The organism is Pseudomonas sp. PVC-3-1, from assembly GCF_057444315.1.
Genome location: NZ_CM172023.1, coordinates 4,336,661 through 4,360,329, shown reverse-complemented (window position 1 = coordinate 4,360,329; position 23,669 = coordinate 4,336,661). Strand labels below are relative to the sequence as shown.

Genomic DNA, 23,669 nt, shown 5'->3' with positions numbered 1-23,669 from the left:
CGCCGGCCGACTGCGGAACAACACTGAACGCCGAACGGCTCCCTCTCCCTTCAGGGAGAGGGCTGGGGAGAGGGAGCTCTGGGGCTGGCTCACAGGCATCAAATTGCCCCAGGCTCCGTATGTCACATCGCCTTGCGGTAATCCGGCCGCAGCTTTGTGAGCAGTGCCGCGACCAGGTCCAGCGCCGAGCACAGCAGGAAGTAGAGCAGGGCGACGAACAGGAACACCTCGGTGGGATGCACCATCACCCGGTTGCTCACCTGGGTGGCGACGAAGGACAGTTCGCCGACGCCGATCACGTAGGCCAGCGAGGTGTCCTTGATCAGTGAGACCCACTGGTTGAGGAACGACGGCAGCATGATCGGCAGCGCCTGCGGCAGGATCACCAGGGTGAGCACCTGCCACGGGCGCAGGCCCAGCGCGCGGGCGGCGTCCCACTGGCCCTTGGGCAGGCTTTCGATGCCTGCGTGCACCGAGTGGGCAAGGTAAGCCCCGCCGATCAGGGACAGCGCGCAAACCACCGTGCCCAGTGCCGGCACGTCGATATGCAGGACGATGGGCAGCAGGAAGTAGGTCCAGAAGATCAGCATCAGCACCGGGATGGCGCGGAAAAAGCCGAGGAACGCCACCAGTATCAGGCGTGGTTTGCCGCCCAGCACCGACAGCGCGATTCCCAGCGCCAGCCCGATGATGGCCGAGGCAACGCCGGAAGCCAGGGCGAGGATGATCGTGAGCGCAGCGCCGCCCAGCGGGCCATCCGGGTAGGCCCCGAGCAGGAAGTAGGACAGGTTGTCCGAGATTACCGAGAAGTCCATCTCAGGCCCCCTGGCGATAGCGGCGGGTCTGCTGGATCGCCTGGCCCAGCGCCTCGATCAGCGCAATGGCGCCGATGTAGAGCAGGGTGGCGATGCCGAACGCCTGGAAGGTCTTGAAGGTCTGCGTCTCCACCTGGCGCGAGGCGTAGGACAGCTCGGCCAAGCCAATGGCCATGGCCAGCGAGGAGTTCTTCAGCGCATTCATGTACTGGCCCATCAACGGCGGCAGCGCAGTGCGCAGCGCCTGCGGCAGGATCACCCAGCGCCACACCTGCAGAGGGCGCAGGCCCAGCGCCATGCCGGCCTCGCGTTGCTGTGGGCGCACCGAGGCGATCCCGGCGCGGAACTCCTCGGCGATGAATGCCGTGGTGTAGAGCGTCAATCCCCACGCGGCAGCCAGAAATTCGAAGGACGGCCACGATAAAGCACCCAGTTCGTGGGGCATGTTCAGCCAACTCACCAGGTTTTCGGGGAGCAGGGCCGGCACGCCGAAGTACCAGAAGAACAGCTGCACCAGCAGCGGAGTATTGCGAAATAGCGCGAGATAGGCCCGCGCCGGCCAGGACAGCCAGCGCGAGTTCGCCTGCCGGGCGATGGCCAGCGGCGCGCCCAGCACGGTGGCCAGAACGCAGCAGAACAGGGAGATACCCAGGGTGAGCAGGAAGCCGTCGAGCAGCCAGCGCAGGTAGGTCGGGGCGAGCAGTTCGCCGAACATGTCACGAATCCATCAGTGAATGAAACGGACACGCCCGGCGAACCGGGGCGTGGGGTGGTGCGGAGTCAGGCGCGGATCAGCTCTTGTCGCCGATCTTGTACAGGCGGGCGAGCGGGGTCTTGGTGTCCGGCCCGAACCAGGTGTCGTAGATCTTCTGTGCCTGGCCCTGGGCTTCCAGGTCCTGCAGGCTCTGGTTGACGAACTCGGCCAGGGCCTTCTCGCCCTTGGGAATGCCGACGCCGATCAGGTCGTTGGAGATGGTGAAGGGCGGCACTTCGTACTTGTCCTTGTCCGGCACGTTGGCGAGCAGGCCGATCAGCTTCGGGCCGTCCTGGGTGATGGCCTGGACCTGGCCGTTGCGCAGGGCGGTGAAGGCAAAAGGCGTGTCGTCATAGGCGATAACCTTGGCACCGGGGAACCTCTCGCGCAGCACGCCTTCGTTGACGGTCCCCTTGTCGACGCCCACACGCCATTTGTTCAGCTCGTCCGGGCTGCTCAGGGTGCCTTTCTTGACAATGAACTGCTGGCCCGAGGAGAAGTAGGGAATGCTGAAGTCGACCTGCTCGGCACGCTCCGGCGTGATGGTGAAGTTGGCCAGCACCAGGTCGACCTTGTTCGCGGTCAGCAGCGGAATGCGGTTGGCCGGGTTGGTCGGCAGCACCTGCAGCTTGACACCGAGCTTGTCGGCCAGTGCCTTGGCGTAATCCACGTCGAGGCCTTCGATCTGCTTGCTCTTGGCGTCGACGAAGCCGAACGGCGGGTTGCTGTCGAAGGCGGCGACGCGCAGCACGCCGGCCTTCTTGATGTCGTCCAGGCGGTCGGCGTGGGCCAGGCCCGAGACAACGGCCAGGGCGAGGGCGGTAACGGCAGTGAGTTTCTTCATGAACATCCAGCTCCTTGTCGGGCCACGCTCGTGTGACGGGGTCCCGGAATGATCGAGAGCGGGCGCTCGAGGGTGGGAGAAGCCCGCTGTAGAGGGGCGGGGGTCGCCCGCCGGCGAGGCCGAGTGTGGCAGTGCGACGGGGCGGCGGAGAAGGAATGAATTCGTCTATCTAATAACCGGAAGAAATATAAAGTAACCGGTTAGATAACCATTTCCATGTGCGTAGAAACCACGCTGTTTCACTTGTAGGAGCGAGCTTGCTCGCGAACGGCCCAGCGCTTGAATCACCTGGAAGATTGTTCGCGAGCAAGCTCGCTCCTACAAAGAGCAGGGGCTGTCAGGGCTTCCAGCGCGCCGCGCTGATGTCCACGGCGCGGGGCAGGATGCGCTCGGCAAGGAACAGGTCGGCAGTGCGTTGCTGCGCAGCAATGTCGGCATCGCCAAGCGGGCGGTTGGGCGAGGGCGGGCGGTGCTTGAAGGTTTCCGCGATCACCGCCGGAGAGAGTCCAGTGACTCGCGCCATGATTGCCACGCTGCCGGCTTCGTCGCTGCGGGTCAGCGCTTCAGCCTGATTGAGGCTGTCCAGTACCTGCTGGACGAACGCGGGATTCGCTCCAGCGTACTCACGGCTGGACAGGTAGAACGGCCCGCTCAGCCCAACCTCGGAACCATCCGCCAACAGCCGCGCGTTGCCGCCCAGCAGCAGCGCGGAGTACCACGGGTCCCAGATCCCCCAGGCGTCCACCTTGCCGCTTTCGAAGGCGGCGCGGGCATCGGCCGGGGTCAGGTACAGCGGCTGGATATCGCTCAGGGTCAGGCCCGCCTGCTGCAACAGGCGCAACAGCAGGTTGTGCGAGCTGGAGCCTTTCTGGAAAGCCACGCGCTTGCCCTTCAGTTCGGCCACGCTGCGGATGGGGCTGTCCTTGGGCACCACCACGGTCTCGGCCTGCGGCTTGGGCGGCTCGACGCCGACGTAGAGCAGGTCGGCGCCGGCGGCCTGGGCGAAGATCGGCGGGATGTCGCCGGTGGAGCCCAGGTCCAGGCTGCCGACGTTCAGTGCTTCGAGCATCTGCGGCCCGGCGGGGAATTCGATCCACTGGATGCGCGTCTGCGGGAAGCGCTGTTCCAGCAGGCCATTTTCCTTGGCCAGCACCAGGCTGACCGAGGCCTTCTGGTAGCCGATGCGCAGTTGCGCCGGGTCCTGAGCGTGAGCGGCGCTGGCCACGAGCAGCAGCAATCCGGCGAGCAGTCGATGAAGCAGGTTCACAGGCTCATTCCTTCCAGTCGTGGGAGGGTTTCTCCCAGAGGTTGATCCCGCCTTCCACGGCGTGGCGATCGATCTCCGCCAGTTCTTCTGCGCTGAAGGCGAGATTGTCCAGGGCAGCGACGTTCTCGATGATCTGTTCGGGGCGGCTCGCGCCGATCAGCGCGGAGGTCACGCGGGCATCACGCAGCACCCAGGCCAGCGCCAGTTGCGCCAGGCTCTGGCCCCGGCGCTGGGCAATCTCGTGCAGCGCGCGGGCGCGGCGCAGGTTGTCCTCGGACAGGTGCTCCGGCCGCAGCGAGGCGCCGCCGGGTTGATTCACTCGCGCATCCGCCGGCACGCCGTTCAGGTAGCGATCGGTCAGCAACCCCTGGGCCAGCGGCGTGAAGGCAATGACGCCGGTGCCCAGTTCATCGGTGGTAGCCAGCAGGTCCTTTTCTACCCAACGGTTGAACAGGTTGTAGGCCGGCTGGTGGATCTGCAGCGGTACTTTCCATTCTTTAAGCAGCGCGGCCAGTTCGGCGGTCTTGCCGGCGGAATAGGACGAGATACCCACGTACAGCGCCTTGCCCTTCTGCACGGCGCTGGCCAGTGCGCCGGCGGTTTCCTCCAGCGGCGTGTCCGGGTCGAAACGGTGCGAGTAGAAGATGTCCACGTAGTCCAGGCCCAGGCGCTGCAAGCTCTGGTCGAGGCTGGAGAGCAGGTACTTGCGTGAGCTGCCGCCCTGGCCGTAAGGGCCGGGCCACATGTCCCAGCCGGCCTTGGTGGAGATCACCAGCTCATCGCGATAAGCGGCGAAGTCCTCGCGCAACAGGCGGCCGAAGTTGATCTCGGCGCTGCCGTAGGGCGGGCCGTAGTTATTGGCCAGGTCGAAGTGGTTGATGCCCAGGTCGAAGGCGGTGCGCAGCAGGGCGCGCTGGCGGTCCAGCGGCACGCTGTCGCCGAAGTTGTGCCACAGGCCCAGAGAAAGGGCGGGCAGTACCAGGCCGCTGCGGCCGACGCGGCGGTAGGGGACGCGCTGGTAACGGTCGGGGTGGGCGAGATAGGTCATGGAAGCTCCTTTGTAGACGGGCCGCTAGGCAAACGGGCCGCACGGGGGCGGCCCGCGAGTCGTCAGATCGTGTAGCGGTTGGCCGGGCGCTTGAGCCCGAGGTGATCACGCAGGGTGCTGCCGCTGTAGTCCCGGCGGAACAATCCGCGACGTTGCAGCTCCGGCACCACGAAGTTGGCCACATCCTCCAACCCGCCCGGCAGGTGCGGCACCAGCACGTTGAAGCCGTCGGCGGCGCCGCCTTCGAACCAGGCATGGAGCTCGTCGGCGATCTGTGACGGCGTGCCGATCAGGCTGTAGTGCCCGCGCCCGCCGGCGATGCGCCGGCCCAATTGGGCGAGGGTGAGGTTCTCGCGCCCGGCCAGTTCGGTGAGCAGCAATTGGCGGCTGCGCTGGCCACTGTCGGTGAGCGGCAATTCGGGCAGCGGGCCGTCCAGCGGGTAGGCGGAGAGGTCGAAGTTGCCGAGCATGCGCGACAGCAGCGCAACACCCACCTGCGGCTCTACCAGCTCCTGGAATTCCTCGAATTTTTCCTGCGCTTCGGCCTGGCTCTGGCCGACCACCACGAAGACGCCGGGCATGATCTTCAGCTCATCGAGGCTGCGGCCGAAGGTGTCCATGCGCCCTTTGAGGTCGGCGTAGAAGTCGCGCGCGGCGGCCAACGATGTCTGTGCAGTGAATACGACTTCCGCGGTCTGCGCCGCCAGCTCGCGGCCGGTCTCTGAGCTGCCGGCCTGGACGATCACCGGGCGCCCCTGGGGCGAGCGCGCCACATTGAGTGGTCCCTGCACACGGAAGTGTTCGCCTTCGTGGTTCAGCACGTGCAGCTTGGCCGGGTCGTAGTACTGGCCGCTGGCCTTGTCGCGGGTGAAGGCGTCGTCTTCCCAGCTGTCCCACAGGCCAGTGACCACTTCATGGAATTCCCGCGCGCGGACATAGCGCTCGGCATGACCGAAGTGTTCCTGGCGGTTGAAGTTCAGTGCCTCGGCGGCGGCGTCGGAGGTCACCAGGTTCCATCCCGCGCGGCCTGCGGAAATATGGTCGAGCGAGGCGAATTTGCGCGCCACGTGGTAGGGCTCGTTGTAGCTGGTGGTCACGGTGCCGATCACGCCGATGCGCTCGGTCACCGCTGCCAGCGCCGAGAGTAGTGTCAGCGGCTCGAAGTGATCGGAGCGGGCCATGCGGCTGGCGATATCCGCCGTGGGCGCGGCGACGCTGTCAGCGACGAAGACGGCATCGAACTTCGCCGCTTCGGCCACTTGCGCCAGGCGTTTGTAGAGGCGGAAGTCGAGGCCGCCGTCAGCCGGCACATCCGGGTGGCGCCACGCAGCGACGTGGTGACCGGTGGCCATGAGAAAGGCACCGAGGGAAAGGGTTCGTGTCATGTCGGGTTTCCTGTGTGTCCATTGGGAGGACGCAAGGCAGCGGGTTCGATCTCATGGGCGGCACCGGGGCGAGCCGGCGCCGCACTTCCTCAGAAGGCTCAGTAGTCCTTGCGCAGTTCCACGCCGAAGTAGCGGCCGTCGTCGCGCGGCACCATGCGGTAGATGTAGCTGCCGCCGCTCGCCAGCAGCGGCGAGTAGGACTTGTCCGTGAGATTCTTGCCCAGCAGGGCGACGCGCCAGCCATCGTTGTAGTCGGCCAGGGCGATGCTGGCGTTCCATAGACCGTAGGCGCCCTGGATGGTGTCGGGGTTCTGGCTGAGGTCGTACTGCACCTTGTCCTGCCAGCTGTAGTCGGTGCCCAGCTCCACATCCAGGCCGTTGTCCAGCGGGATGCCATAGTCGGCGCGTACGTAACTCTTCCAGTCCGGAGTGAAGGGCAGCGGCTTGCCGTCGACATTGCAGCTCGACGCCGCGCCCGGCGGGCAGGCGAAACTGTCCACGCGGGCCTTGGTGTAGGCGAGGGCGCCGGAGAGCTTCAGCTGGCGCGTGGCCTGGTAGCTGAAGTCCAGCTCCGCGCCTTCGGTCTTCACCTTGCCTGCGTTGATCAGGCGGGTCACCACCTGGCCTGCGACGGTGTCGTAGAAGTTCGCCTGGTAGTTGTCGTAGACCGTGTGGAAGACCGCGAGGTTGGCGGTCAGGCGGTTATCCAGCGCGGTGGCCTTCAGACCGGCTTCCCAGGAGTTGGAGGTCTCCGGCTTCAGCGCGTCGGTGTCGCGCGGCTGCATGTTGAAGAACACGTTGTAGGCCGGCCCCTTGTAGCCGCGCGAGTAGGTGACGTAGCTGGTGAGCTGCTCGCTGAGGTCGTACTGCAGCCCCAGGCGGCCGGACCAGCCGTCCTCGTCGGTGGAACCGGAGCTGGAGGTCGACGGCTGGATGCCGGTCACCGCCGCGGCCGAGGTGGAACGGCGGCGGTGGTCGTATTCCAGGTCGTCGTGGGTGTAGCGCAGGCCGGCGATGCCGCGGAAATCCTCAGTGAAGTTCAGCGTGCTCTCGCCGAACACCGCGTAGGTATCGCTGCGCGTGCTGTAGTCGGCCACGCCGGTGTTCTGCGCGGTCGTGGAGGTCACCACGCGGCGGTAGGTCTCGTCGTCCACGGCGTGCATGTAGTACAGGCCGCCGACGTACTCGAGGAACTCGCCCTTGGGCGAGGCCAGGCGCAGTTCCTGGGAGTACTGGTCGTAGTTCAGCTCGCCTTTGTCGTGGGAGCTGGGGATGCTCGCGGTGACCTGCGACAGGCGGTCGCCATCCTGCCACTGGGTGTTGTCCCAGCCGCGCCAGGCGCTGATGGAGGTCAGGGTGTAGTCGCCCAGGTTCCAGTCCAATTGCGCCGACAGGCCCTTGTTGGTGTCGTCGACGTGGGTACGGTAGTCGCTGTTGATCTTGCGGTTGTCGCTGTCCGGCGTCACCGGGCGCAGGGCGTTGGCGAAGGCCGGGCTGGTGGTGCTGGTGATGACGCCGCTGGGGCCGTCGTCGTTGCCCTTCATGTAGTCGGCGATCAGCGTGACCTTGAGGTCGTCGTTGGGCGTGATCTCGAACTTGGTGCGTGCGCCGGCACGGTTATAGCCGTTGACTTCGTGGCCGTTGTAGACGTTGTCGACATTGCCGTCGTAGCTGCCCAGCAACGCAGTGACGCTGGCCTTGAGCTTGCCGGGGATCAGCGTGCCGCCAATGCCGAAGCGGGTGCGGTTCTCGTTGCCGCCGCCGAAGTGCGAATAGTCGATGTAGCCGGTAGTTTCGTCCGGCACTTCGCGGGTCACCACGTTGAGCACGCCGGCCGAGGCATTCTTGCCGAACAGCGTGCCCTGCGGGCCGCGCAAGACTTCGATGCGCTCGACGTCGAGCAGGTCCAGGGTCGCCTGGCCCGGGCGACCGAGCACTACGCCGTCGATCACCGTCGACACGCTCGGCTCGACGCCGGGGGAGGTGGAGATAGTGCCCACGCCACGAATGAACAGCGAGGTGTCCTTGTTCGAGGCGCCGGTGCGGAAGTTCAGGGTCGGCACCTGCTGGACGATGCTCGACACGTTGTTGCGGTTGTCGCGTTCCAGCTGTTCGCCGTCGATCACCGAGACGGCCACCGGGACCTTCTGCAGCGATTCCTCGCGGCGGGTCGCAGTGACGGTCACGGCCTTGAGCGTCGGCGCCGAGTCGGCGTTCTGGCTCTGCGGGCTGGTGGCCTCCGCGGCCTGAGCACTGATGGCAAGCGCGCCGATCACACCGGCGATGCCCAGGGCCAGCGCACTGCGCCGGCCAGTGAATTGCGGGCGCCCCAGCGCCACCTGTTGTTGCGATTGCATAGCCACTCCTCGTGCCCTGGTCCGCCCTCGGTTCTCTTGTTCCGGGGCGCCTTTTTATCTGCGGGACTGTCACGAGCGCTCGCTCGTGCGAGTGGCATGCATGGGTACGGACAGTCTGTGTTGTTAGCGCTAACATTGGCGAGTATCCTGAATCGCCACATAGATCGTCAAATAATTAAAAATTACGTTTATATTCTTTTATGCCAGATAAATGGCGGAAGGCAGGAGAGCAGGATTGGCCAATCAGACCCCCCGCAAACGCCGTGGCGCAGGACGCGTCACGCTGACCGCAGTCGCCGAACGTGCCGGCGTTTCCGCCATCAGCGTGTCGCGCTACTTCAACCAGCCGGCGCAGCTGTCCGATGACCTGCGCGAGCGCATCGGCGCGGCGGTGAATGCGCTGGGCTACGTGCCCAACCAGGTGGCCGGCGGGCTGGCTTCGGCGCGGGGCAGGGTAGTGGGGATGGTGGTGCCGAACATTTCCGGGCCGATCTTCGCCGACACCATCCAGGCTGTCAGCGACACCCTGGCTGCCCATGGCTACCAACTGCTGCTGGCCTCCAGCTACTTCTCCGAAGACAAGGAGGAAAGCGCCGTGCGCGCCTTCCTCGGCTGGAATCCGGCAGCGCTGGTGCTGACCAGCCATTTCCACACGCCGGCCACCGAGAAACTGATCGCCGGCGCCGACATTCCGGTGGTGGAGGTCTGGGATTACCAGCCCGAACGCGCACCGATCCAGGTGGGTTTCTCCCACTACCAGGTCGGCGTGGAGGCGGTGCGCTACCTGCACGGGCAGGGCTACCGGCGTATCGCGTTCGTGCAGAACAGTGCGCCGGGGGACTTCAGTGCGCTCGACCGCCGCGACGGCTACGCCAACACCTTGCGCGAGCTGGGCGGCGAGCCATGGATGTTCGTACCCACCGAAAGCGCGCCCTTCGAAGCCGGGCGGCAAGCGATGGAAGCATTGATGGCGCGAGGCTCGGAACGCCCCGAAGCGATCATCTTCGCCAATGACAACCTCGCCGCCGGCGGCCTGCTTGCCGGCCAGCGAGCAGGCCTGAGGATTCCCGAGGATTGCGCGGTGCTGGGCTTCGGCGACTACCCCTTTGCGCCAATGCTGCTGCCGAGCCTCTCGACCATCAAGCCGCCGGCGCGGGAAATTGGCGAGATCGCCGCGCTGCGCGTGCTGCAGTCGATCGGCGTGTTGCCGCTGGAGGGCGAGGTGGAGCGCTTGAACCTGCTCGGCTGCCGGGTGCTGGAGCGCGAAAGCGGCTGAACCGCGCTGCCTGTCCGTCCACTGTAGGAGCGAGCTTGCTCGCGAACGAGTATCCCGGCGACTCTGCAGTTGAGCGGTTCGCGAGCAAGCTCGCTCCTACGAAAAGCTCACTTGGCCAGCAGATCGATCACTTCCTGGTCGCTGAGCTGGTGGAAGTCGCGGTAATGGTCGCCTACCGCGCGGAACGGTGTCGGAGTATCCAGGCAGACCAGCACATCGACCTCTTCGCGCAGACTCTTTACGGTTTCCGCCGGACCCACCGGAACGGCGAGCACCACCTTGTGTGGGTGGTGCGCCCGCAGGCACTTGAGCGCAGCGCGCATGCTGCTGCCGGTGGCCAGGCCGTCGTCGACCACGATCAGGTCGCGATCTTCCAGGCGCGCCGGCGCCTTCACGCCGCGATAGAGCAAGCGGCGGCGCTCCAGTTCGCGGATCTGCTCCAGCACCTGCTGTTCGAACCATTCCGGCGGCGGGTCGAAGCGCTCGAGCATCTGCTCGTCCACCACCCAGTTCGGCTCGGGCCCGTCGACGATGGCGCCCAGGGCGAATTCCTCGTCGCCCGGCGCGCCGATCTTGCGCACCAGCAGCACGTCCAGCGGAGCACCGAGGGCGCAGGCGACCTCCTTGGCTACCGGCACGCCGCCACGGGGCAGGGCGAGGATCAGCGGGTCCTCCAGCGGCATGTCGCGCAGGGCCATGGCGAGGGCAACGCCGGCATGGCGACGGTTGGTGTACTGCACTGAGGGCATCAGAGGCTCCTTTCGCGAGTTACAACAACTTGTCCAGGGTGATGGGCAGCTCGCGGATGCGTTTACCGGTTGCATGGTAGACCGCGTTAGCCACGGCTGCCGCCACGCCGACAGATACCGCCGAGTGCGTAACCGTCGCGCATCACCGCCAGCAGCAGGCAGGCATTCACCCGGCGGCCATCCAGCAGCACCGTGCAGGCGCCGCATTGGCCGTGGTCGCAGCCTTTCTTGCTGCCGGTGAGGTCAAGCTGCTCGCGCAGCAGGTCGAGGGTGGTGGTCCAGGGCAGCACCTGCAGCTGCCGTTCTTCGCCATTGAGGGTCAGGCAGATGCTCTGTGCCGCCATGGACGGCTCGCGGATTGCGGGCATGGGGCCTCCGAAAGATGGATGGCTTGCCTGGGCTGTGAGTGGACACCGGGCCGATGGTTCGGAAAATCCGTGCGAGCGGTCAGAGCGTCGCCGGCCCGTCGAGGCCCTGGAGGAATTCGCCGAAGCCGCCAAGCGCCCGGTAATCATGGCGGGCACTGGTGGTAACGCAGGTCTGGTGGGTCCAGACGATGCGCGCGCCGCTGCGTTCCAGCTCACGAACCAGGTGCACGTCTTCATCGCTGGCGAGCGGCCGGAAGCCGCCGACGCGTTGGTAGGCCAGGGCGCAGATGCCGAGATTGGCGCCGTGGATGTGCCGATGATTCTCCCGGCTCTGGTAGTGACGTTCATGCTGCAGGCGCACGTGCTCGGCGTGCTGGGACCAGTCGTCGACCCGTACCGTGCCGCATACCGCTTCGGCGTTGAACGCCAGTTGGCGCACCAGCCAGTCCCGGCTGACGCTGCTGTCGGCATCGGTGCAGGCCAGCCAGCGTGCGCCCGCTTCCAGCAATTGCGCGGCGCCGGCGCGCCGGGCATGGCCAACATTGCGTTCCTCGACCCGCAACACCGCTACGCCCAGCGAGCGGACCACCGCTTCGCTGGCATCGGTGCAGGCATCCAGCACCACCAGGATGCACACCGGCTCGCCGTCCAGGTCAGGATGACGCGCCGCTTCCTGCAGCGAGCGCAGGCAGTTTTCCAGCACTTGCTCCTCGTTATGTGCGGGCACCAGCACGCCGATCATCACGCCTCCTTGTCGAAGCCGGTTTCGTCGAACCACAGCTCCAGTCGGAAATCCCTCTCCACATGGCGCACCGCCGGGCGTTTGCCCAGGGCATCGGCCAGTACTTCATGCACCGCATCACCTGCCAGCGTGCAACCCTCGATGGGATGACGCCAGTGGCAGGCAAGCAGCACACCGCCTTCGCAGAGGCTTTCCCGCGCCAGTTCGGCGGTGCGCTGCCAGGCCTTCGGGTCGAGGTAGTAACCGACTTCGCCGAGCACGATCAGATCGAAGCGCGCCCTGGGCCAGCCCTGGGGCAACTGGTGCTGCTCGACGCGCACGTTTTCCATTCCCGCCAGGCGTTCGCGTGCCAGCGCCACGGCGGCGGCGCTGTAATCGCTGCACAGCAGCCAGTCGACCCGCTGGGCTAATGCGGCGCTGCTTTCACCATTGGCGCAGGCCGGCTCGTAGCCGTGGCGGAAATGCGGACGGGGCAGGCAGGCGAGGATCAACTCGCGCTTGCGCTGTTCGTACCAGCGGGTACGAAAGGACCAGGGGTCCGGGTCGCCGCTGTAGAGCTCATCGAAGTGCTCGGCCGGCAGGCTCATGGCGCACCGCCGGCGGGCAGGAAGAACATTTCAAAGGGTTGCAGCAGGGTTTCCAGCAGCCGCTCGCCGAGTACTGGTTCGGGGCCTTCCAATTGGCTGGCGTGGGCCTGGATGGCTTCGCGCTTGCGCTGTACAGCGGCTTCATCAAGGTCCAGGCGCCGTGCACGAGCCCAGGGCAGGCGCGGATCGCCGGGTACGGCCCAGTGCCAGGCCCATACCGGCGCCTCGATGTGCCGTGCTCCGCAGCCAGCGGCGACCTGGGCGCAGGCCAGGGCGGTAGCTTCATGATCGCAGTGACCGTCTTGGCGCCAGGTACTGATGAGCTGGTCGCCTGGACGGATCAACGCGCGCAGGCGCTCAGCGAGATCGAGCGTCTTCACGCCGCTGTCCGGCAAATGCAGGCGCTGCCAGTCCCAGCGCTGCAAATCCAGGCCAAGGCGGGTGAGGGCGGTCAGGCTTTCCACTTCGCGGGTGTTGCGCAGGCGCTGCGGCGTCCAGCGCAGCGAGCCGGGATGGCTGCCTTCGCCATCGGTAACCGAGATCAGCAGTCCCTCATGGGCGCCTTCCACGAGACTGGCGAGCAGGCCGCCGCAGGCGAGGACTTCGTCGTCCGGGTGGGGGGCTACCACTACCAGCCGGCAGCCGGGCGGCAGCAGTTCCTCGCTGCGGATGCGTGGCAGACGTTGCAGCTGCGTCGCGGCGCGCCAGACCGAGGCTGGCGTGCCGGCGGCGCCAGCGATGAGGTTTTCCGGCTGGCTCACAGTGCCCAGGCCTCCTCAGCCTCTGCCGCCAGGTGCAGACCGAGGTGCGCAAGGTCGCGCTCACCGTGGCTCTGCCGCATGAAAACCGGCAGGTCGGCGGCCAGACGGGCGAAGCGGCGGTCGCGGCAGAATGGGGTGGCGCCCAGGGCGCGGCCTACGTGCCACTGCACGGCCTCCACCGCGCCTTCGACTTGTGCGCGCACGCGGCGGGCGGCCAGCTCCGAGGCGGCGGCAGGGTTCTCATCGATCCATCCGGCGCACTCGCGCAATGCCCCCGCCGCGCCGGCCAGGGCGGCGTCCACCGCGCCGAGATGGGCCATGGCATGGGGGTCTTCGGTGCGGCCGTGGCGCAAGTAGCTGGCCAGGCGACTGGCGGCGCCATACCAGCAGGCGGCGATGCCGGCGCCACCGTGCCAGAAACCGGGGCGTTGCAGGTATTCACCCGGCCCGCCGATACAACGCGCCAGGGCGCCGTCGAAATCCACCGCAACGCTGTGGGTGGCGGCCATGCCGACGGCGTTCCAGCCATCGCTGCCGATGCGTACGCCCGGCTGCGCCAGGCTCACCGCGACCAGTTGCGGGCGCTGCTGCTCGTCCTTTGCCGTGACCAGTGCGTGCTCCACCACGGCGGCGCCGGAGCACCAGGGCTTGCTGCCGCTGATGCGGACGAAGCCGTTTTCGCGGACGCTGATCTGCACGCTGGCACCGGGCGGTTCGGCGGCCCACACCGCCCAGGTGCCGGGGAGGGCCTCACCCTCCAGCTCGGCAAGGATCGCCATTGCATCGGTATGCCCCTCGTACAGCTTGAGCAGCGAAAGGTCCGCGCCCGCCACCGTGGCCAGTGCCTGCCAGCGGCGCAAGGTGTCGCCGCTTCCGGGCAAAGGCAGGCGGTCCAGGCCGTCGTCGCTGAGCTGACGCAGGGCGGCGCCGAGGAAGGCGCCCTGGTGGGCGGTTTCCAGCGGCAGTTCGAAATCGCGCAGAAGGTCGCGCAGGGCATGCAGGCGATCCTGGGTCATGGCTTTTCCCGATGGAGGTTGCTTAAACATCCCGACTGCGAGGTCCCCGCCTGGGTTCAGAGAAAATTCGCCGTCGCTCCTTCGGGTTGAACGTCGGACGGATTGCACCGCATCTGCAAATTCACCGCCTCCGGCGCCTGCTGGCCGAAGCACCGGGCGCGGGCGATCAGAGTCCGAAGGGGTAGGTCTGGTCTTCGCCGGGCGCGCTCCGGTTATCCAGGGGTGTAACGGCGCGGGTATGCGCGAACCACAGGAAGGCGTCGAACTGAGCGCCCAGCAGCGCTGAAAAGTAATGGCTCTGGCGCTCGTTCTCGGGGCGGTAGATGACCCCGATGGCGCGTTCGAGCAATGGCACTTCCAGTGTCTGGCGCAGCGCCTGGCGCTGGCGCCAGTCCACCAGGCACATGGGGATGCCGGTTTCGAGAAACTGCTGCTCCCAACTGTCCGCCCGCGCAGGGCGTACAGGTTTCAGACACATCTCGCCATCCCAGCGATCGGCTGCGGCGACCACGCCGCTGCCCGTGCCCATGCCCAGCAGCACCGCGCTGTCGCCCCAGTGGGTGCGGCACAGCTGGCCCAGGTTGAACTGGCCGTTCCAGCCCATCTCGGTGGCCGAGGCGTCGCCGATGTGCGAGTTGTGCGCCCAGATCACCGCCCGCGCTTGCGGCCCTCGGCGACGCAGCACCTGGCGCAGGGTGTCGAACATGTGGTTGTCGCGCAGATTCCAGGACGCCGACCCGCCGCGATACATGGCCCGGTAGTAGTGCTCGGCGGCGCGCACCACCCGCGCATTCTGCGCGGCGTCGAAGGAATCCTCGTGGGGGTCGAGGGCTTCCAGGCGGGCCATCAGCAGTTCGTTGAGCTGGGTGATGACGGCCTGCTCGCAGGGCGACGAATCGCCTTCGAACACCGCGCGGCCGTAGTCGACCGGGTTGTCCTGCCAGGGCGTCAGGCAGGCATAGCGCCGCCGTGCCTCTGCAGCCTGTTGTGGGTCATGCCGGTCCAGATAGCGCAGCACTTCGCCGATCGAGCCGCGCAGGCTGTAGATGTCCAGTCCGCGAAACTCCACGCGGCGATCCGCCGACAGTCCTTCGTTGTGCTCGCGCAGCCAGGCGAGGAAGTCCTTGACCTCGCGGTTGCGCCACATCCAGGACGGGAAGCGGCTGAAGGGCGGCTCGTTGGCCGGCCTTGGGTTGCCGCGCAACTGGCGATCCACCTGCGCCGCATCAGGCCAATCGCCTTCGATGGCGACTATCTCGAAGCCGTGCTGCTCCACCAGCAACCGGGTGATTGCCGCGCGCGCCTGGTAGAACTCTGCCGTACCGTGGCTGGCTTCACCGATCAGTACCACGCGGGCGTCAGCCAGTCGTGCAAAGGTTCTGGCGAACTCCGGCGCGCCGGGGTCGTCGAGGGGCTCGGCGAAGCGGCGCAGGACCGTATGGATGGCGGACGCGGATGGCGGCGAGGCGGTGACGGGCATGACGCGGCTCCTTCGGCGAACGGCTTCTTCGTTCGGCCGCGCGGGAGCAAGGGAGTTCAGCGCTTTGCGCCACTAGCCAACTGACCTGCCGACAAGAAGGGAACGACGCTCGAAGCGTTTTGAGCGAGGAAAGTGAAGCGTGCGGGCAAAAAGAAGGCCCCATCGGAAAGGGGCCAGGGGAAACTCTTGGAGCCACCTCCACCCTAACATCCCCAGCCAGATAGCCAAGCAACTTGTCGGACTAGGCCGTTTCGCCTGCGGGCATATGGCACGGCTGTGTTTCGATTCGTCGGACAGGATCCGCCTGGGGGTGGAGCGGACTTCGTTCGCGATGATGTCTCCGAAGTACCGGGCGACCGTACCGGCTCGAACCACCATGACAGCCACCGGCACTGCAGTTTTCTGAACTCCCCATCGCGAAGGCGTCTCTACCTATCAGACACCCTGGTTTGCGGAGAGCACGCATGCCCAGCCCGAAGAGTCCCGCCCTTGGCAAACCCGGCGCGCCGGGCAAATCCCGCCGCCGGCCTGCCGGTAACGACCGGCCGCACCGCGACTACGTGACCATCACCATTCCCGAACGGTGCCAGCATGGCGAAACAGACGCCTGAGAAGTCCGGCCGGCACGGCCGGGCCAAGAAGCAGCAAGGCGACAAGGGCTTCTCGCGGTTCGCCCAAATGCTCTCGCAATGGTCCGGGCGCCCGCTCACCTTCGCCCTGGCCTGTGTGCTGCTGGTGGGCTGGGCACTGAGCGGGCCGTTCTTCCACTTCAACGACACCTGGCAACTGGTGATCAATACCTCGACCACGATCATCACCTTCCTCATGGTCTTCCTGATCCAGAGCACCCAGAACCGCGATACCGATGCGCTGCACATCAAGATCGATGAGCTCCTGCGCACCACCCACCATGCCCACCGGGTGCTGATGGGGCTCGATGATATGGGGAGCGAGGAGTTGCAGAAACTGCGCAAGACCTATGAGGAAATGGGCGAGGAAAACGCCGGGGATGGCTCACCGCAGAAGGTGGCCGACCGCGAAGAAAAAGCAGAAGGGCAAGCGCAGAATCACGGCGATTGACTGGTCTGCCTTCCGGCATTCTGCATCGCTGCAAAGAGCCCTTCGGGCATTCTGCTGATAGCGCGGCGCAATCAGTGCGGCCACCGACAGCTCTGTCATGCGCCCGCGCGGGCACAGGTGGTTCGGGCGCGGAACTTGCTGCACTCCCGATCTACACAAGGGAGATGCACAACATGCAGACGCTCAACAACAAGATGGTCCTGGTCCTCGAGGAAAAGCCCGAGCAGCTCCAGCGCCTGGAAAATCACCTGCTCGGCCAGGGCCACGCGGTGCTCAGCGCGCTGAGCGAAGAGGAAGCCATCGAGCATCTGGTGTCATCCTCAGTGATCGACCTGTTTCTGATCGACGAACAACTCACCGGCCCACTGACCGGCGCCGCACTGATCGAAGCCTGCCTGCCAATGCGCCCGCGCATGCGCGTGCTGGTGCTATCGCCCTGGGCGGAGAAAGGCGAGGAGGGCGCGCCTTATCCGGTGCTGCCCAAGTCGGTGGACCTTGACGAACTGGAAGGCGCCATCCAACGCACCCTGAACAACCCGCCGGTGCAGCCCTGGCTGATCAGCTGAGGCTACAGAGGCTACAGGATGGGTCTCCCAGTCTGTGCCTATAGTTGCTCCTGCCCATTTCCTTCCCCGTTCACCAGGAGAGATCGCCATGCACGCGTACCTGATCCGCTACCGCCGCGACGGCCAGCCCATGAGCACGGTGTTGCTGCAGGAAAGCCTGAGCCGTGAGCAGGCGCAGAAGTTCGTCCGTGCGCTGCATGGCTCGGTCGGCCACGATTCGCGCGCCGACATCCAGATCAGCGAGGTGCTCTGCACCCAGTGAAAGGCGCCGCCAGGCGCATCGAGGCGAAGCCCATTGCGCCAACACCAGCGGGCGGCACCCACCCATAAAAAACGGCGCCGATCCTTCGGCGCCGTTTTCGTTGCGGGGAACTTTTCGTTGCGGGGAATAACGAATTCAACGGGCCGGCGGGCGCGACGTCCCGCCGGCCCGGAGATCAGTGGCCGTTGTGGCTGCGCTGACCTCCCTTGCGGCCCGCCTCGGATGCGCGCGCCGGATCATTCTTGAAGTTGCCGCCGCTCTGCTGGCCGCCTTTCCTGCCAGCTTCGGATGCGCGCTGCGGGTCTTCCGCGAAATTGCCTTTACCGCCTCTGTGTTCGGCCATGGTGCTTACTCCGTGGGAAATATCCTTGGGAAATGAATTGGCGAATGCAGGGCATTCACTTCATCCGAAAGAATTCACCAACGGGTGTTCGACTCTTTTTTAGAACGATGAGGCATGGCATTCGCGGATCACCGTTATAAGTAAAGAAATAACCGCTGGTCAGGGTTATTAAATTGGCAGACAAGCGTAACGAGAGTCGATCGATACCCAAGCGGCTAATAGAAGGGGATTTATATCGGGCGGGCCGAAACAGGCGGAAAAACCAATGGCACAAGGCCACGGTTCCATTCCTGTCGCAAGGGGGCACGATGAAGCGGTCAATGCAGGAGAGCCCCATGAATCCGCCAAGTTGCCGCTCAGTCGCGGAGCTACTTCACCGCAGCTACCCGCTGTTCGATTTTACCTGTGACCGTCAGGACGACGGCCGTTACCTCATCAGCCTGCAGAATCGTTACACCTCTACGCCACGTACCAACGTGATCGGTATCCGCGGCGGCGAGCTGCGCACGGACCGACAGGTGAGGAGCCTCGGCATGGAGCTGATCTGCGCCCTGATGTGAGTCGCGGCAGTCGCTTCAAACCACCCGCTTGCGCAACCGCGCGATCAGTTTTTGCCGCTGCTCGGCGTCAGCCTCCCAGACCTTGCCGTCCAGGGCATGGCAGATCAGCCAGATTTCCTCGTTATTGAGCATCACTGCGCCGCCGCCGGCTTCCGCCCGGCGCTTGCGGTAAGCAGCCTGTTTCTCGGCGTTGGTCATTGCGCCTTCCTTGCGGGGGCGCCCCTTGCGTGGCGCTTCGAAGGCATCGCGGGTGGCTCTGTCCTTGGCGTCTTTCATCGGAGCTCCTGGCTTCAAGGTAACGCGTTACTGTGATCGGGGTCAGTTTAATGTAACGCGTTACCCAATCAAGACATTCCTGCAGCCCCCGCCAATCGTCGGCCGGAAGAGTGCGCGCGGCAAAATGGAGCTATTCCTCACATGCGCACACACGGAAGGGAATCTGACATGGAGCGACTACGAAAGGTACTGATGGCCTCGGCATTCAATGAAACCTGCGTCGTTCAGGTGCTGCGGGAAGCCGCCCTCAAAGCGAGTGCCGCCGATACGGCAGCGGCGTTGATGGCCGCCGCGCTGTTGCTCGAGCACGACGCAGAAACCCTGTTGCACGCCGCCCACCGGATCGATCTCGTCCTGCACCATGTCCCCGCCGACGGCGGCAGCATTTCACTGGTGGTGATGGACTGAGCCTTCCGGCAACTGATTGGTGCCGTTTTCCCTGCCTTGCTTTCCTCGCGGGTATTGCGCGCCTTTTACGCGGCCTTGGCCTGTGCCGCTCCGACGTCGAACGGACAGCCCCGAGCAGAACGCACCTGCAAGGCAGGAGCGTCTCTGCACGTCCAGCTTCAGCAACCTGCGGAAGCCGGCGGCGTCTCCTTCCTTTCCCGCAAGGGCTATCGGCGAAAGCTGATGCTGCGTTGAGAGAGCCAGAGCGAGGATCAATCAGGCGGAACCGGATGCGTGCCCGGCCAGTCATTGCTTGAAGCACAGGCATGAACCGGAGGCGCCATGGGGGACGAGTCGGTAGCAAAGCGGTACCACGTCCGTTTTGTGAAACAAGGAAGGGCATTCGAGTTCGAGGCGAAGGACGACGCCATGAGTGAGGCTCGCGCCTGGTGCCACGTTGCGCGGCACCTGCAGATACCCATCAACGACCTGCGTGGCTTCCAGAAGCGCTACCACACGATCCGTCGCAACGTGGAGGCGCACCATGTGCAGGACGTGTCCTTCGAGGCCGCCGAGCCGGACACCTGACGCTTGCCGGCAGGCACTGCGCGGTGCCTGCCATGGTTACTAGCCTGGGCACGATGCCGCCGGCATTTGACGACCATCTGCCGCCGCACGCGCCTTGCCACGGAGCGGAGCACCAATTCCCTGAACTCGCGCGTTGCCGCATCAGTCCACTGCCAGAGAACTTTCGGAGGCGGGGATGAAGAAGCGCTACAGCGTGCCCATGGCGAGCATCCTGGCGATCCTGCTGCTGTTGCTGGTCGCCCACATCGCCTTGCCCTATGTGATCCGCGACTACCTCAACGGCAAGCTGGATCGCATGGGCGACTACCACGGCCAGATCGCCGATGTGGACCTTGCGCTATGGCGCGGCGCCTATCGGATCAATGGCCTGAAAATCGTCAAGGTCAACGGCAAGGTGCCGGTGCCGCTGCTGGATGCGCCGGTGATCGATCTGTCGGTGAGCTGGCATGCGCTGTGGTATGACCACGGCATCGTGGCGCGAGTGGTCTTCCTGCGGCCGGAGCTGAACTTCGTCGACGGCGGCGACAAGCAGAATTCCCAGAGCGGTGCCGGCACTGATTGGCGCGAGCAGTTGAACAAACTGTTGCCCATCACCCTGGACGAGGTCCGCATCGACGACGGGCGCATTCACTTCCGCAACTACCAGTCCAGGCCGCCGGTGCACCTGACTGCCAATGAGGTGCAGGCAAGCCTGTACAACCTGACCAACGTGGCGGACGAGAAAGGTGAGCGAGTAGCGCGCTTCGAAGGCCATGCGCAGCTGTTCGGCCAGGCGCCGGTAGAGGTGCAGGCTTCCTTCGACCCGTTCGAGAACTTCGAGGATTTCGAATTGCGCCTGCGCGCCAGCGACGTCGAGCTGCGGCGGGTTAACGACTTCGCCTCGGCCTACGGCAAGTTCGATTTCAATCGTGGTCGCGGCACCCTGGTCATCGAGGCGAAGGCAAAGGACGGCCAGCTCAGCGGCTATCTCAAACCGCTGCTGCGGGATGTGGACGTGTTCAACTGGCAGCAGGACGTGGAAGAAAAGGACAAGAGCCTGTTCCGTTCCATCTGGGAGGCACTGGTCGGCGGCGGCGAGACAGTACTCAAGAACCAGCGCAAGGACCAATTCGCCACCCGCGTCGACCTCAGTGGCAGCGTCCACCGTCAGGACATCAGCGCCTTCCAGGCTTTTCTCGGCATTCTGCGCAATGCCTTCATCCAGGCTTTCAATGCGCGCTACGAGCGTAACGCGCCGGACGAGTGAGCCCAGGTTTCAGTGACTGGTGCCGTGCGCGTTGCCATGTGTGGCGGCGCAACCGAAGCCCGGCTCATCGGACCTGGTGCGCAGGCGCGCGGTAGCTGATACCGAACTGGAAGACGATACGCCGGGTGTATTGCGAGGATGGTGCGCAGAAACATCGAGAAGGTCCTGGGGCAGGCCGGATAACCGGCCCGCCCCGGGTTTGGGTCAGTGCCAAAAAATGGCGAGCAGGATGATGATCGGGATCGGCACGCCAAGGAAGTAGAGGAGGATCGAGCGCATGGTCAGTCTCCTGTCAGCGGATGGGTTGGGCGTGGGTGGTGGCGTGTAGGCCATGGGTCACCAGCAGCTCAGCATCGCGGCGGCGGCCGCCGTGGATGGCCAGGAGGCTGGCGAAGAAGGCGCCGCAGAGCAGTGCTGCGAACATCCACAAGGCCGAGCCGGCAGCTACCTTGCGCGCCGTATCGGCCGCTTGAAGCGCCTGTTGCTTGGCCTGCTGCGCCTGGGCGAATACCGCGTCGACGCGTTGTTCAGCTTCGGCCTGGCTGATCTCGGTACGCTGGGCGATGACGCGGGCGAGGTAAGTGCGGTCTTCAGCGTTGAGCTGACCTTCGCCCAGGCCGCGCAGGAATATGCGCGAGGCGACGGCGTGGGCAGCATCGTCACTCACCGAAACCGGGCGGTTGTCACGGAACAGCGTGTCGATGAAATACGCTGAGTTGGCGTCCCCACTCTTCACTGCCGCGCCGGCGCCTGCCGAACTGGCTGCGCTGGCGGCGACCGTGGCGCTGGCCTGTACGCCGCCACCGATCAGGCTGCTGACCGAGCCGACCACCAACGTGGCGGTGACCAGCGTGGCGATGGCCCAGGCCAGGAAGCCGTGGGCGGTATCACGGAAGTAGACCTCGTCGCCGTGCAGGCTGGTCCACTTCACCCGCAGGCGCCCGGCCAGGTAGCCACCCAGGCCAGAGGCAAGGATCTGCGTGATTGCCAGCCAGATGAAGGTGGAAATACTCATCTGCTTGAAGGTGCCGCCGCCGCCTGGCCACGGTGAGATGGCGGAGAAGCCCAGGCCGAAGCCGAGGACAATGAGGATCAGCGACAACGCTGCGGCGGCAGCTGCGCCGGCGAAGATTGCCGCCCAGGAAACGCCGGAGCGATCGAGGGCGAGAGCGGCAGGAGAATCGGTGCTGGATATCATGGCGCGGGCTCCTTGGTCTGTTCTGCAGCAGTCTTTGCAGCGCCCATGCCAGATATTTCAAAATATTAATTCGTTATATTTCATATAGATAGATATTGAGCGACAAAGGTGGCGATGCAGATCGCCCGGAAGGCGCCACGAGCAATGGCAGATTGCACGATCGCATGTCGGGCATTGCGAACCCAGGCGCCCCGCCCGAAACCGGGCGGGACGCGGTTCGTCAGGCGGCCGCTTCCTTCTCCCGGCCGGCGCGCACATCGAAGGCGCCGCCGGTGAGAACGCCATCCACGGTCACTCGGCCTTTGCCGGGCAGCAGCGGGAACACCAGTTCAGCGAAGCGATAGGCTTCTTCCAGGTGCGGATAGCCCGACAGCACGAAGCTGTCGACACCTAGTGTGGCGTATTCCAGCAGGCGCGCGGCTACGGTTTCCGGATCACCCACCAGCGCAGTGCCGGCACCGCCGCGCACCAGGCCGACGCCAGCCCAGAGATTGGGCGCGACTTCCAGCTTGTTGCGATCACCGCCGTGAAGCGCGGCCATGCGTTGCTGGCCGACCGAATCCATCTTCGCGTAGTTGGTTTGCGCGGCAGCGATGGTGGCGTCGTCCAGGTGGCTGATCAGCTCTTCGGCCGCTGCCCAGGCTTTCTCGTTGGTCTCGCGGACGATGACGTGCAGGCGCACGCCGAAACGCACGGTACGGCCCAGGCGTGCGGCGCGCTCGCGGACGTCGGCGATCTTCTCGGCTACCGCGGCGGGAGGTTCGCCCCAGGTCAGGTAGGCATCCACATGCTTGGCCGCCAGTTCATGGGCGGCAGGGGAGGAACCGCCGAAGTACAGCGGAGGGTAGGGCTGCTGCACCGGCGGGAAGAAGTTTTGTGCGCCATTGACCTTCAGATGCTTGCCTTCGTAGTCCACGGTTTCGCCCTGAAGCAGGCGACGCCAGATGCTCAGGAACTCGTCGGACGCGGCGTAGCGCTCATCGTGACTGAGGAAAACACCGTCAGCCTCCAGCTCGGTGCTGTCACCGCCGGGCACCACATTGAGCAACAGGCGGCCGCCGCTGGCCTGATCCAGCGTCGCAGCCTGGCGTGCGGAGGCGGTGGGGTTGCCCAGCGAAGTGCGCAGCGCCACCAGCAGTTTGATGCGCCGGGTGACCGGCACCAGGCTGGCGGCGGTCACCCAGGGGTCCAGGCAACTGCTGCCGGTGGGGATCAACAGGCCGTCGTAGCCGAGTTGGTCGGCCGCCACGGCGATCTGCCGCATGTACTCATTGGTCGCCGGGCGGCCACTGCCCGAGTGGCCCAGGTAGCGGGTGTCGCCGGAAGTCGGCAGGAACCAGAAAATATCCAGACTCATGGGGTGTCCTTGTTGCCATCGTCGAAATGGGGCGTCGCCCCGTCGGTGCACGCGTGGCAAGTCTTTATTGGAATTCGGACCCGGCAGCCGGCACGGTTCGTGCGCTCGGTTCAGGCAGAAGGGAGAGGGGCGGCTGCATGGTGGGTCTGGCTGATCAGCAAGGCCTGTGCCAGAGCGGCAGGCCGCGAATTTCGTGGGACGCGAGGTCTCGACAGTGTTGATTGAGCAACACGTCTGTTGATTCGCTGTTGCTGTAGCAACAGTTCATCCTTCGAAAAAGGCATTAGGTTATGCCTTCCGGCGATTTGTCCTGCGCGACGCGACCGATCAGGATAGGCAATCGTGATTGAAAGCCCC

The 23,669-nt window shown here is 65.4% G+C and carries 25 protein-coding genes and 2 pseudogenes; 8 read left to right on the top strand and 19 right to left on the bottom strand.

The features are described 5' to 3' along the window. Nucleotides 1-122: 122 nt before the first annotated feature. The 7 genes from AC2T4A_RS20180 to AC2T4A_RS20150 form a co-directional block, all read right to left on the bottom strand. A complete protein-coding gene (locus AC2T4A_RS20180; protein WP_416750485.1) occupies nucleotides 123-815 on the bottom strand; it encodes an amino acid ABC transporter permease in 693 nt (230 codons plus the stop codon). A gap of 1 nt (nucleotide 816) precedes the next feature. Then, a complete protein-coding gene (locus AC2T4A_RS20175; RefSeq protein ID WP_416750483.1) occupies nucleotides 817-1,530 on the bottom strand; it encodes an amino acid ABC transporter permease in 714 nt (237 codons plus the stop codon). 76 nt (nucleotides 1,531-1,606) lie between these two features. Continuing rightward, complete coding sequence (locus AC2T4A_RS20170) at nucleotides 1,607-2,413, bottom strand: ABC transporter substrate-binding protein (protein WP_486741617.1); 807 nt, start codon at nucleotides 2,411-2,413, stop codon at nucleotides 1,607-1,609. 337 nt (nucleotides 2,414-2,750) lie between these two features. Further along, complete coding sequence (locus AC2T4A_RS20165; protein WP_486741616.1) at nucleotides 2,751-3,680, bottom strand: aliphatic sulfonate ABC transporter substrate-binding protein; 930 nt, start codon at nucleotides 3,678-3,680, stop codon at nucleotides 2,751-2,753. 4 nt (nucleotides 3,681-3,684) lie between these two features. After that, on the bottom strand, nucleotides 3,685-4,728 hold the full coding sequence (gene mgrA, locus AC2T4A_RS20160; RefSeq protein ID WP_486741614.1) for an L-glyceraldehyde 3-phosphate reductase: 1,044 nt from the start codon (nucleotides 4,726-4,728) through the stop codon (nucleotides 3,685-3,687). A 62-nt stretch (nucleotides 4,729-4,790) separates the two neighbouring features. Continuing rightward, nucleotides 4,791-6,113 (bottom strand): LLM class flavin-dependent oxidoreductase, encoded by a 1,323-nt coding sequence (locus AC2T4A_RS20155; RefSeq protein ID WP_486741613.1) that lies wholly within the window; start codon nucleotides 6,111-6,113, stop codon nucleotides 4,791-4,793. Nucleotides 6,114-6,211: 98 nt separating this feature from the next. Next, a complete protein-coding gene (locus AC2T4A_RS20150) occupies nucleotides 6,212-8,470 on the bottom strand; it encodes a TonB-dependent receptor (RefSeq protein WP_486741612.1) in 2,259 nt (752 codons plus the stop codon). Between the two features lie 235 nt (nucleotides 8,471-8,705). On the opposite strand from AC2T4A_RS20150, the gene AC2T4A_RS20145 reads away from it, so the two are divergent. Beyond that, a complete protein-coding gene (locus AC2T4A_RS20145; protein ID WP_486741611.1) occupies nucleotides 8,706-9,746 on the top strand; it encodes a LacI family DNA-binding transcriptional regulator in 1,041 nt (346 codons plus the stop codon). Nucleotides 9,747-9,853: 107 nt separating this feature from the next. On the opposite strand, the gene AC2T4A_RS20140 is transcribed toward AC2T4A_RS20145, so the two are convergent. The 8 genes and pseudogenes from AC2T4A_RS20140 to AC2T4A_RS20105 all read right to left on the bottom strand — a co-directional run bounded on the left by AC2T4A_RS20140 (nucleotide 9,854) and on the right by AC2T4A_RS20105 (nucleotide 15,449). After that, nucleotides 9,854-10,495, bottom strand: a complete 642-nt coding sequence (locus AC2T4A_RS20140; RefSeq protein WP_486741610.1) for a phosphoribosyltransferase — start codon at nucleotides 10,493-10,495, stop codon at nucleotides 9,854-9,856. A 19-nt stretch (nucleotides 10,496-10,514) separates the two neighbouring features. Beyond that, a pseudogene (locus AC2T4A_RS20135) lies at nucleotides 10,515-10,607 on the bottom strand (hypothetical protein); the annotation flags it as partial. 10 nt (nucleotides 10,608-10,617) lie between these two features. Then, nucleotides 10,618-10,863 (bottom strand): annotated as a pseudogene (locus AC2T4A_RS20130) ((2Fe-2S)-binding protein); the annotation flags it as partial. A 79-nt stretch (nucleotides 10,864-10,942) separates the two neighbouring features. Then, the gene (locus tag AC2T4A_RS20125; protein WP_416750466.1) at nucleotides 10,943-11,605 is read right to left on the bottom strand and encodes a glycosyltransferase family 2 protein; all 663 of its coding nucleotides are present in this window, start codon (nucleotides 11,603-11,605) and stop codon (nucleotides 10,943-10,945) included. Beyond that, a complete protein-coding gene (locus AC2T4A_RS20120; protein ID WP_486741609.1) occupies nucleotides 11,605-12,192 on the bottom strand; it encodes a methyltransferase domain-containing protein in 588 nt (195 codons plus the stop codon). The genes AC2T4A_RS20125 and AC2T4A_RS20120 overlap by 1 nt, the downstream gene beginning before the upstream one ends. After that, nucleotides 12,189-12,953 (bottom strand): PIG-L deacetylase family protein, encoded by a 765-nt coding sequence (locus AC2T4A_RS20115; RefSeq protein WP_486741608.1) that lies wholly within the window; start codon nucleotides 12,951-12,953, stop codon nucleotides 12,189-12,191. Before AC2T4A_RS20115 ends, AC2T4A_RS20120 begins: the two co-directional genes overlap by 4 nt. Then, a complete protein-coding gene (locus AC2T4A_RS20110; protein WP_486741607.1) occupies nucleotides 12,950-13,969 on the bottom strand; it encodes an acyl-CoA dehydrogenase in 1,020 nt (339 codons plus the stop codon). The genes AC2T4A_RS20115 and AC2T4A_RS20110 overlap by 4 nt, the downstream gene beginning before the upstream one ends. 166 nt (nucleotides 13,970-14,135) lie before the next feature. Beyond that, nucleotides 14,136-15,449 carry an erythromycin esterase family protein gene (locus AC2T4A_RS20105; RefSeq protein ID WP_486741606.1) on the bottom strand — a complete coding sequence of 438 codons (1,314 nt, stop codon included), beginning with the start codon at nucleotides 15,447-15,449 and terminating at the stop codon, nucleotides 14,136-14,138. A gap of 678 nt (nucleotides 15,450-16,127) precedes the next feature. Between AC2T4A_RS20105 and AC2T4A_RS20100 the strand changes: the two genes are divergently transcribed. The 3 genes from AC2T4A_RS20100 to AC2T4A_RS20090 all read left to right on the top strand — a co-directional run bounded on the left by AC2T4A_RS20100 (nucleotide 16,128) and on the right by AC2T4A_RS20090 (nucleotide 17,357). Continuing rightward, nucleotides 16,128-16,529, top strand: coding sequence for a low affinity iron permease family protein (locus AC2T4A_RS20100; protein WP_486743703.1), 402 nt, complete (start codon nucleotides 16,128-16,130; stop codon nucleotides 16,527-16,529). A 173-nt stretch (nucleotides 16,530-16,702) separates the two neighbouring features. After that, nucleotides 16,703-17,095: a response regulator gene (locus tag AC2T4A_RS20095; RefSeq protein ID WP_478378903.1), complete on the top strand. Its 393-nt coding sequence runs from the start codon at nucleotides 16,703-16,705 to the stop codon at nucleotides 17,093-17,095. 88 nt (nucleotides 17,096-17,183) lie between these two features. Then, nucleotides 17,184-17,357, top strand: coding sequence for a hypothetical protein (locus tag AC2T4A_RS20090; protein WP_416750450.1), 174 nt, complete (start codon nucleotides 17,184-17,186; stop codon nucleotides 17,355-17,357). A 175-nt stretch (nucleotides 17,358-17,532) separates the two neighbouring features. Here AC2T4A_RS20090 and AC2T4A_RS20085 read toward each other — a convergent pair whose 3' ends face one another. Beyond that, on the bottom strand, nucleotides 17,533-17,700 hold the full coding sequence (locus AC2T4A_RS20085) for a con-10 family general stress protein (RefSeq protein ID WP_416750448.1): 168 nt from the start codon (nucleotides 17,698-17,700) through the stop codon (nucleotides 17,533-17,535). 335 nt (nucleotides 17,701-18,035) lie between these two features. On the opposite strand from AC2T4A_RS20085, the gene AC2T4A_RS20080 reads away from it, so the two are divergent. Next, nucleotides 18,036-18,260, top strand: a complete 225-nt coding sequence (locus AC2T4A_RS20080) for a hypothetical protein (protein ID WP_486741605.1) — start codon at nucleotides 18,036-18,038, stop codon at nucleotides 18,258-18,260. Nucleotides 18,261-18,275: 15 nt separating this feature from the next. Here AC2T4A_RS20080 and AC2T4A_RS20075 read toward each other — a convergent pair whose 3' ends face one another. Next, a complete protein-coding gene (locus tag AC2T4A_RS20075; RefSeq protein ID WP_416750444.1) occupies nucleotides 18,276-18,536 on the bottom strand; it encodes a hypothetical protein in 261 nt (86 codons plus the stop codon). A 192-nt stretch (nucleotides 18,537-18,728) separates the two neighbouring features. On the opposite strand from AC2T4A_RS20075, the gene AC2T4A_RS20070 reads away from it, so the two are divergent. From AC2T4A_RS20070 to AC2T4A_RS20060, 3 genes are all read left to right on the top strand, one after another. Next, nucleotides 18,729-18,944: a hypothetical protein gene (locus AC2T4A_RS20070; protein WP_416750442.1), complete on the top strand. Its 216-nt coding sequence runs from the start codon at nucleotides 18,729-18,731 to the stop codon at nucleotides 18,942-18,944. A 408-nt stretch (nucleotides 18,945-19,352) separates the two neighbouring features. Next, entirely contained in the window at nucleotides 19,353-19,511 is a 159-nt protein-coding gene (locus tag AC2T4A_RS20065) for a hypothetical protein (protein ID WP_416750440.1), read from the top strand. Nucleotides 19,512-19,686: 175 nt separating this feature from the next. Further along, nucleotides 19,687-20,757: a DUF748 domain-containing protein gene (locus AC2T4A_RS20060; protein WP_416750438.1), complete on the top strand. Its 1,071-nt coding sequence runs from the start codon at nucleotides 19,687-19,689 to the stop codon at nucleotides 20,755-20,757. A 292-nt stretch (nucleotides 20,758-21,049) separates the two neighbouring features. Here AC2T4A_RS20060 and AC2T4A_RS20055 read toward each other — a convergent pair whose 3' ends face one another. Both AC2T4A_RS20055 and ssuD read right to left on the bottom strand, forming a co-directional pair. Next, nucleotides 21,050-21,955 carry a hypothetical protein gene (locus AC2T4A_RS20055; protein WP_486741604.1) on the bottom strand — a complete coding sequence of 302 codons (906 nt, stop codon included), beginning with the start codon at nucleotides 21,953-21,955 and terminating at the stop codon, nucleotides 21,050-21,052. Between the two features lie 220 nt (nucleotides 21,956-22,175). Next, the gene (gene ssuD / locus AC2T4A_RS20050) at nucleotides 22,176-23,312 is read right to left on the bottom strand and encodes an FMNH2-dependent alkanesulfonate monooxygenase (RefSeq protein WP_486741603.1); all 1,137 of its coding nucleotides are present in this window, start codon (nucleotides 23,310-23,312) and stop codon (nucleotides 22,176-22,178) included. Nucleotides 23,313-23,669 lie beyond the last annotated feature (357 nt).